This window comes from Micromonospora sp. U56, assembly GCF_018070095.1.
Lineage (GTDB): Bacteria > Actinomycetota > Actinomycetes > Mycobacteriales > Micromonosporaceae > Micromonospora > Micromonospora purpureochromogenes.
Genome location: NZ_JAGPYL010000035.1, coordinates 46,024 through 52,831, shown reverse-complemented (window position 1 = coordinate 52,831; position 6,808 = coordinate 46,024). Strand labels below are relative to the sequence as shown.

Here is a 6,808-nt window from a genome sequence, read left to right as displayed (position 1 = left end):
TTCCGCAGCGTCGACGACCTCGTCGCCGCCATCGAGGAGTACCTGCGCGTGCACAACGACGACCCGAAGCCGTTCGTGTGGACCGCCACAGCCGAATCGATCCTGGCCAAGGTCCGACGTGGACGAGCGCCCTCCAGCAAGTGGCTAGTCAAAACTGAGACGGAACACTAGCGACAACCACCCACAACGGCACACCAACCTGGATTGGCTCCTGACACTGCAACACACGCACATGCCGCGATCCGCGCGTGGCGGAGCGTGACGGCGGCCGCGGTGTGCGGACGAAGGCCGACGGGATGGCTAGGAGGTGCAGCGGGGGAGGGCCGGCGCGGGTCGAGTGGGTGGCCAACCGGCCGACAACCGCGTAGCGGGTCGCTCTTGGGGACGACGTGGCACGGCCCGGGTCACTACCCTATGCGGATGCGGCCGACCAACAGCAAGGCCAGGATCTCTCTGGGAATGGCACTTATTGGCCTTGGTTTCCTCGTGTGCTGCGGTGTAGGGGCCTTTCTCTCACTACCCGCCGCAATCTTCGGGCATCTTGCACGGCGCGAGATAGGGCAAAGCGGAGAAGCGGGAGCAGGGTACGCCACGACGGGAATACTGATCGGATGGCTTGGTTTCCTCACAGGTGCGGCATTCATTGCAGCACTACTGATGCACCGCATTACCATTCCTGGCGAAGTAGCTTGCAGATTCATTCCATGCGAGCCAAACATGTCCCCTTGAACGTCTGACCCTCGTGGCCGGGTGACCAAGTGGGTGACAACGGACGCGCACAAGGGCCGACACCCGTGGACGCTGGCGGACCGGTCGGGCAGCAATGGTCCGGTGTTCACGCAGGTATTCGACCAGCGACGGTTCCTTCGGAACGAAGCGGTCTAGGCTCGCCGACGGGTTGCAAGGCATCGGCCATCCGCTGCACCGCCTTGACGTTGGCGCTCCACCTTGTCCCCGTCCGGGGAGGCTGGACGGTCTACGACTGCCCGACGAGGAGATCCGCCTTCAACCGCTCGGCCGGAGCACCTACTGTGCTTCCCCGCGCAGGTACCACAATCCGGCCCGCTGGCGGTCGCGCAGCCAGGAGACCCGAGATGCCTCATCCGGTCGAGGCGTCCAATCACGGTAGGGCAGGAAAGCCACACGCCACGCCACCACCGCGAAGATGTAGAGGCCTGCCGGGGGAAGGAACCACCACAGTGCGTCTCGACGGCGGTAGGAGCCATGGGGCGCAAGCCAGGCCGTGGCCGCCATCGGAACAGCGATCTGGCCGAAATCCGCGAGCGGGCCACTTCCTACCGCGCCCTCGATCAACTCACGGATGCTGACGGATGACACCACCAACCCGCCTACCAGCAGTGCGGCGATCAACATGCGTGGCGCACGTCTGAGTGGTGGGCGCGAGCTAGGCGGATCATCGGGCATGGCCCGAAGGATACGAGCCAACGGCAATCGTCGACGCACGGGCGACGGTGCCTTCACAGGCCCGAGATTTGGCCGGGCCATCCACGGGCCAGTAGTCGGAAGACCCAGCGGTCACGAGCGGGCACGAAACGCAACCGGAGCCAACGCCGGCCGCAGGCATTTCAGGCATCGCGGCCGGTTGAGCTCGCTCCTTCCCAACTGGCGTTCCGGGTCCAGCTCCAGCTACGCGATAACTGCCCGGTAGACCGCGAGAAGTAGCAGAGCGATGCCGACTCCAGTCGTTGCCCAGCCGGCCCGCAAAGTTGCCGTTGGATGGCGAGGCCACCAGCCGCCCGGTGCCCAGGCAGGGAGGAGGGGCTTCTTGCCTCGGGATCGACGCCTCTGGTACACGTCGCCTTGGCCAACGGAGATGAGGCCGAGAACGATGACCAACAGCGCGAAGAGCGCCAGTTCGAACGGCTGGGCTTCGGCTCCCGCTGCAACACGCATACGTAGATCATGACTTGTCTCGCCAACCGTGCCATTAGCGTGCCATTGGGCGAGGACAGGAGGGGCCAGCCGAGGCCACGAGAGACCGCCGCGACCAGGCCGCCAAACCGGTAGACAGGCAGAAATCGGCAATTCCCAAGCTGTTCCTGGGTCCCTTCGGTGCGCCGCACATGCGGGAAAATGGACACGCCAACCGCCCCGAGGCCCGTAATCAAAGCCGTGGCGCGGGGTGGGAGCACGGCGGGCCATAGCTGTTACCTGCAGTTTGTCACTCTGGCCGTCGGCTGGGGAGCCCATTTTCGGGTCTGACAGTTTGCGAGCCACGCGCGGGAGCCACCGGGGCGAACCGGATCAGACGGGACCGAAGCTATGGAGTTGCCGAGCGGTCGAGGACCAGGGCGATGCGGACCAGCCCGGACGGCTTGGACGTGGTCTTGGGAATCTACGGATCAGACGTCAGTACCCGCCTGCCGTACAGCCATCCGTACAGCCAAGACCTTCCGCAGACGCTGATGCTGCCCGACAACAGCGGACGGGCTGACCAGGGGCGCAAGGGCTTGACCAGCCGTCCCTGATCTTCTTCTAATCCCCATGCCCGGCCGTGCCCGTCGGCACCGGAATCGAGGGCTGTCGGCGGCAGGCAGGCAGGGCTAGGGTGCAGTCGTGAAGTCGCTCGGATCGTGGGTCCTGCTCGCGCATGCCACGATAGTGCTCGGCGCGGTGGCCCTTTTCCTATATGTATACGCCAGCGACTCCCCGACGGGACCGTTCGACCTGCTACTGCCGTACTTTCCGCTGCTCGTATTCGGGCTGCCCTGGTCGCTGGAATTTGTGCTCGGTGACTACAACGACGATTGGGGCAGAAGCGTTTGGTTTCTGGTGGTGCTCGGGCCGGCGATGCTCAACGTAGTCGTCCACGGCCTGATCCGCTGGGTTTGGGTTGCCGCGCGACGCGTCAATGCCGGAACCTGGGGGCGGGGCGGGGACAGTGGAGCGCGGCAGTGAGCGATGCCGAGAGGCCTTTCCGCAGGCCACGGCGGGCGCGGGCAGGTAGATCGAGGTGGGCGACTTGAGCTCGTAATGCGTAGGTCGGCGGTTCGATTCCGCCAGGCGGCTCCATAGAAAAGCCCAGGTCACCGGCTTGATCGCCGATCATGACCTGGGCTTTTTCGTGCCGTCGTGAAGCCGAGCACCCAAGCGAGCAGCCGACGCCGCACTCACCCGACCACGGTGGCCACCGTTGGCGTACCGGCTTCGCTCCCCGCTTCCACCTCGTGGACCAGCCCGTGACCGCGGCCAAGCTGTTCGCCTGCTCGAAGACGCCGTCGGGGCGTCACATCCATGGGGGATTCGAGGGGTTTTGTAGTTTCCTGGGCATTCGGGCGAGGGCTGGTTGAGGATGGGCGCAGGGCCAGCCAAGGGCGCAGGAACCAGGGCGTTGACACGTCGCCTGCCAGCGCAGGAAGAGGAGCCGACAGCGTGGACATGAAGCTGGAATTCGTCGTGCTGCCCGTCGCCGACGTGGGACGGGCCAAGGACTTCTACAAGGCGCTGGGTTGGCGGGAGGATATCGACGTCGGCGAGGGGGGTGGCCGGGTGGCGCAGATGACACCGCCCAGGTCGGACTGCTCGATCATGTTGGGCCCCAGCCTCACCACGGCCGCGCCCGGCTCCATGCAGGGCCTGTGCCTGGTCGTGGACGACATCGAGGCGGCCCGCGCCGAGCTGGTTGGCCGGGGCGTCGACGTGAGCGAGGTCTTCCACGCCGCAGGCGGTGGCTTGCCCCTTGCCAACGGCCAAGGACGGGCCCCCGGGCTGGCTCCGGACCGGGCGAGCTATTTCTCGTTCGCCTCGTTCAACGACCCGGACGGCAATGGCTGGTTCCTCCAGGAGGTCACCACGCGCTTCCCCGGCCGGCTGTGGTGAGTGCCGGGCCGGCGCTTCTCCAGGGTCAATGAGCAGGCCGGGCGCACCGGCCCCCCGGGCCGGGAGCGAGCGCCGGCAGCAGCCAGCGCGTAGCGATCTTGCGGGGCCGTGCGGTCCGGGGGCCGAAACGGTCCCCGGACCGCCTTGACGTCAGAGCGTGAGCTGGCTCCACGTGTGACCGCCGTCGGTGGTGCGGTACACCGCGGCTCCCGACCATGCGGGTCCACCCCAGACCACCACGCCGTGCGTGGCGTCCTGGAAGTCCAGGTCGAGCATCGGGAGCTGTACGTCGGGGATCGCCAGGGGCGTCTCCCACGTGGCGCCGTTGTCGAAGCTGGCGTGCAGCCAGCTCGCGCCCGCACCGACGCCGGCCACGACCGTGCCACCGGCCGAGGTCGTCGCGAACCCGGTGGTGATACCCGTGGTGGGCGCGTACCCCAGCACGACGGGGGCTGCGCCGCCTACCGACTCGACCAGCTGCTTGTGCATGTAGCCGCGCTCCGGTCCGAAGCTGCACATGCCCTCGACGTCATCGGGCTCAGTGCTGCTGAGCCGTACCGCGTCGTACGCCGAGCAGACCGGCTGGACCTCGGTCCAGGCACTGCCGTCGGCCGCCGACCACATCCGGATCGACGTGTGGATCACGCCGAGGGCGACGTAGGCGGCCGAACCGTGGGTGGCGATGTCCCACCCGCCGCTGCCAGGTACCGCGACGCCGGCCACCGGCTGCCAGTTGTCCGCGCCGAGGGGCGACGAGTAGAGCTGGGTGGTCCTGGTGCTTCCGATTCCGTGGGTGACGATCGCGTAGGCGTACCGGTCGGTCGAAGCCAGCTTGGCGATGCTGACCGAGCCGACAGCGCCGGACAGCCGCACGCGCCGCCACGTGCCGGCACCGTCATGGGTGGCCAGGAGAACCTGGCCGTCGGTGGTCCACCCGTCGAGCTTGTTGGCGAAGTGGATTTTCGTCTGGTCAGGTGTGGACGACACCCGTGGGGCGGGCTGCTGCTGCCAGGTCTGCGCCCCGTCCGCCGTGCTGACCAGGGTCGGGCATGAACCGGCCCGGCACGGCGCGAAGCCCAGCACCCAGCCGTCGGCGGGGCTGGTCCACGAGGTGGACGTGGGAGCGAAGCCGGCGGGTACGCCGGCGGTGGACACCGTGGTCGGGGTCACCGCCGATGCCCGGTCGGTCGTGCTCGCCGAGGCGACGGAGGGAGCCACCAGCACGGCGAGGGCCGTCGCCGTGCCGACGGACGCGGACAACCGGGAGTACCACGATCTGCTGGTCGGCGGTGTGCCGGCGATGGCGGTGCGTTTCACGCTATCTCCAACCCTGTTGATCAAGTCGGTAAGGGACACAGTGGTGAGTGAAGGGAACTGGTCACCTTTGACTTGGGCAATGGTTGGCGGCCGGCACGTTGGCGCCATGGCGCATACCGGCCACAATCCGGCCGTGGCAGCCGAGATGAACGCCCCTGGTGGGCGCTGGTGTCGACGCCGATGACGACTGGGCGTTGCGTGCGCTGCTCGTCCCGGACCGTCGACCGAGTTGCCGCCGCGAGCGGGCAGCACGGCCGATGATCAGGGCCAGAGCAGCTCCTTGGCCCATGCATCGCCGACTCGGCGATAACGCAGTCGCACATGCCGCCGCTGGGCGTCGCCCTGCCAGAACTCCACCGTCACGGGTGTTACCGCGTAGACCGTGTGGCTCTCACAGAGCACATCGGGGTTGTCCCTGACGGCGTCTTCGGCAGCGGTGAGGGCGTGTTCGAGGTCGGCCGGATCGGTCAACACCTCGCTCTGCCTGCTGGCCAAGCTCGCCACCCGAGAACCAACCGGTCGGGCCAGGAAATCGCTGGCCGACGTCTGCGGATCGAGCGCCGCGACGCTCCCTCGAACACGGACCTGTCGTCCCTGCTCGCGCCAGTAGAAACCCAGGGCCGCAAGGGCCGGGTGGCAACTTGTCGGCCTTTCGCGCTGTCGGCATCGGTGGCGAACTGCCAGCCCCTGTCATCGACATTCTTGAGGAGCAGAGTACGAGTATCGGGCATACCGTCCGCGTCGACCGTGCTCAACGACATCGCATGTGGCTCCGCCACTCCGGCCGCGATGGCCTCGCCGAGCCACGACACGAACAGATCGTTGGGGTGTCCCGGCGCGTCGCCCGGCGCGAACTGCGGTAGCGGCTGCGCAAAGACCGGGAGGTCGCGCAGAATGTTACGTATGTTCACAGCCTGATCCTGCCGTGCGCCCGGAACTGGCCGTGCGGAGGCACCGGAACTACCGCCGGCACGCACCAGGCCCGACGGCGACGGATGCGGTGGATCGGTGGCTCTGCTGAGCTGGGTCGCAGCAGTAGGTCAGGGCCGCACGTCTACGCAGTCTCGATCACCCGTGCCACTGCTCGGCGAGCAGGCCGTAGATCAGCGTGTCCGTCCACTCGCCCTTGGCCCAGTGGTCCCGGCGCAGGTGCGCCTCCCGGACCATGCCCACCCGCTCGCACAGCCGCGCCGACGCCTCGTTGCGGGCATCGACGTGAGCGATGACCCGGTGCATGCCGCAGTGCCCGAAGGCCACGTCGACGACCGCGCGAACCGCCTCCGTGGCGAACCCGCGGCCGGAGACCGCCGGGTGGAAGGCCCACCCCATCTCGCCGCGGGACAGCGTCTCGTCGGCCGGCCACAGGATCACATCGCCGACGACCTCGCCCTCGTGCTCCGCCACCACGGCGAGACGGGACTCCGGCCCGGTGATCCCTGTGCTGCTGAGCCGCCTGGTGACCACCGTGGTGGCGAACTCCCGCGTCCACGGCTCCCACGGGATGTAGCGGGCGACGAGCGGGTCGCTGTAGTACGCGAGCAGGGCATCCACGTCGTCGGCCCGGTACCGGCGGAGGACCAGTCGCTCGGTACGGATCGGTAGTGCCAGCTCAGACATGCCGCCCAGTATCGACTCGCCGGTCTGACGGTGC

General features: G+C 67.7%; 8 protein-coding genes. 3 read left to right on the top strand and 5 right to left on the bottom strand.

Features of this window, described 5'->3' with window-relative positions:
- Positions 1-414 precede the first annotated feature (414 nt).
- On the top strand, positions 415-729 hold the full coding sequence (locus KBX37_RS35980) for a DUF4190 domain-containing protein (protein WP_374103750.1): 315 nt from the start codon (positions 415-417) through the stop codon (positions 727-729).
- 297 nt (positions 730-1,026) lie between these two features.
- Here the strand turns inward: KBX37_RS35980 and KBX37_RS14735 are convergent, their stop codons facing one another.
- The gene (locus KBX37_RS14735) at positions 1,027-1,374 is read right to left on the bottom strand and encodes a hypothetical protein (RefSeq protein ID WP_210776462.1); all 348 of its coding nucleotides are present in this window, start codon (positions 1,372-1,374) and stop codon (positions 1,027-1,029) included.
- 1,203 nt (positions 1,375-2,577) lie between these two features.
- On the opposite strand from KBX37_RS14735, the gene KBX37_RS14730 reads away from it, so the two are divergent.
- Together KBX37_RS14730 and KBX37_RS14725 are read left to right on the top strand one after the other, a co-directional pair.
- Complete coding sequence (locus KBX37_RS14730; protein WP_210776461.1) at positions 2,578-2,919, top strand: hypothetical protein; 342 nt, start codon at positions 2,578-2,580, stop codon at positions 2,917-2,919.
- 480 nt (positions 2,920-3,399) lie between these two features.
- A complete protein-coding gene (locus KBX37_RS14725; RefSeq protein WP_247658055.1) occupies positions 3,400-3,840 on the top strand; it encodes a VOC family protein in 441 nt (146 codons plus the stop codon).
- Between the two features lie 150 nt (positions 3,841-3,990).
- Here KBX37_RS14725 and KBX37_RS14720 read toward each other — a convergent pair whose 3' ends face one another.
- The 4 genes from KBX37_RS14720 to KBX37_RS14710 all read right to left on the bottom strand — a co-directional run bounded on the left by KBX37_RS14720 (position 3,991) and on the right by KBX37_RS14710 (position 6,774).
- Positions 3,991-5,157 carry a hypothetical protein gene (locus KBX37_RS14720; RefSeq protein WP_210776459.1) on the bottom strand — a complete coding sequence of 389 codons (1,167 nt, stop codon included), beginning with the start codon at positions 5,155-5,157 and terminating at the stop codon, positions 3,991-3,993.
- 261 nt (positions 5,158-5,418) lie between these two features.
- A complete protein-coding gene (locus tag KBX37_RS34490) occupies positions 5,419-5,652 on the bottom strand; it encodes a pyridoxine 5'-phosphate oxidase C-terminal domain-containing protein (protein ID WP_247658037.1) in 234 nt (77 codons plus the stop codon).
- A complete protein-coding gene (locus tag KBX37_RS34485) occupies positions 5,625-5,918 on the bottom strand; it encodes a pyridoxamine 5'-phosphate oxidase family protein (protein WP_247658047.1) in 294 nt (97 codons plus the stop codon). Before KBX37_RS34485 ends, KBX37_RS34490 begins: the two co-directional genes overlap by 28 nt.
- Before the next feature lie 307 nt (positions 5,919-6,225).
- A complete protein-coding gene (locus KBX37_RS14710; RefSeq protein ID WP_210776458.1) occupies positions 6,226-6,774 on the bottom strand; it encodes a GNAT family N-acetyltransferase in 549 nt (182 codons plus the stop codon).
- Between the last annotated feature and the right edge of the window lie 34 nt (positions 6,775-6,808).

Bases quoted from the DNA above. Each gene is read 5' to 3' on its own strand.
- KBX37_RS35980 (WP_374103750.1), top strand. From the start codon at position 415: ATGCGGATGCGGCCGACCAACAGCAAGGCCAGGATCTCTCTGGGAATG.
- KBX37_RS14735 (WP_210776462.1), bottom strand. From the start codon at position 1,374: ATGTTGATCGCCGCACTGCTGGTAGGCGGGTTGGTGGTGTCATCCGTC.
- KBX37_RS14725 (WP_247658055.1), top strand. From the start codon at position 3,400: ATGAAGCTGGAATTCGTCGTGCTGCCCGTCGCCGACGTGGGACGGGCC.
- KBX37_RS34485 (WP_247658047.1), bottom strand. From the start codon at position 5,918: ATGTCGTTGAGCACGGTCGACGCGGACGGTATGCCCGATACTCGTACT.
- KBX37_RS14710 (WP_210776458.1), bottom strand. From the start codon at position 6,774: ATGTCTGAGCTGGCACTACCGATCCGTACCGAGCGACTGGTCCTCCGC.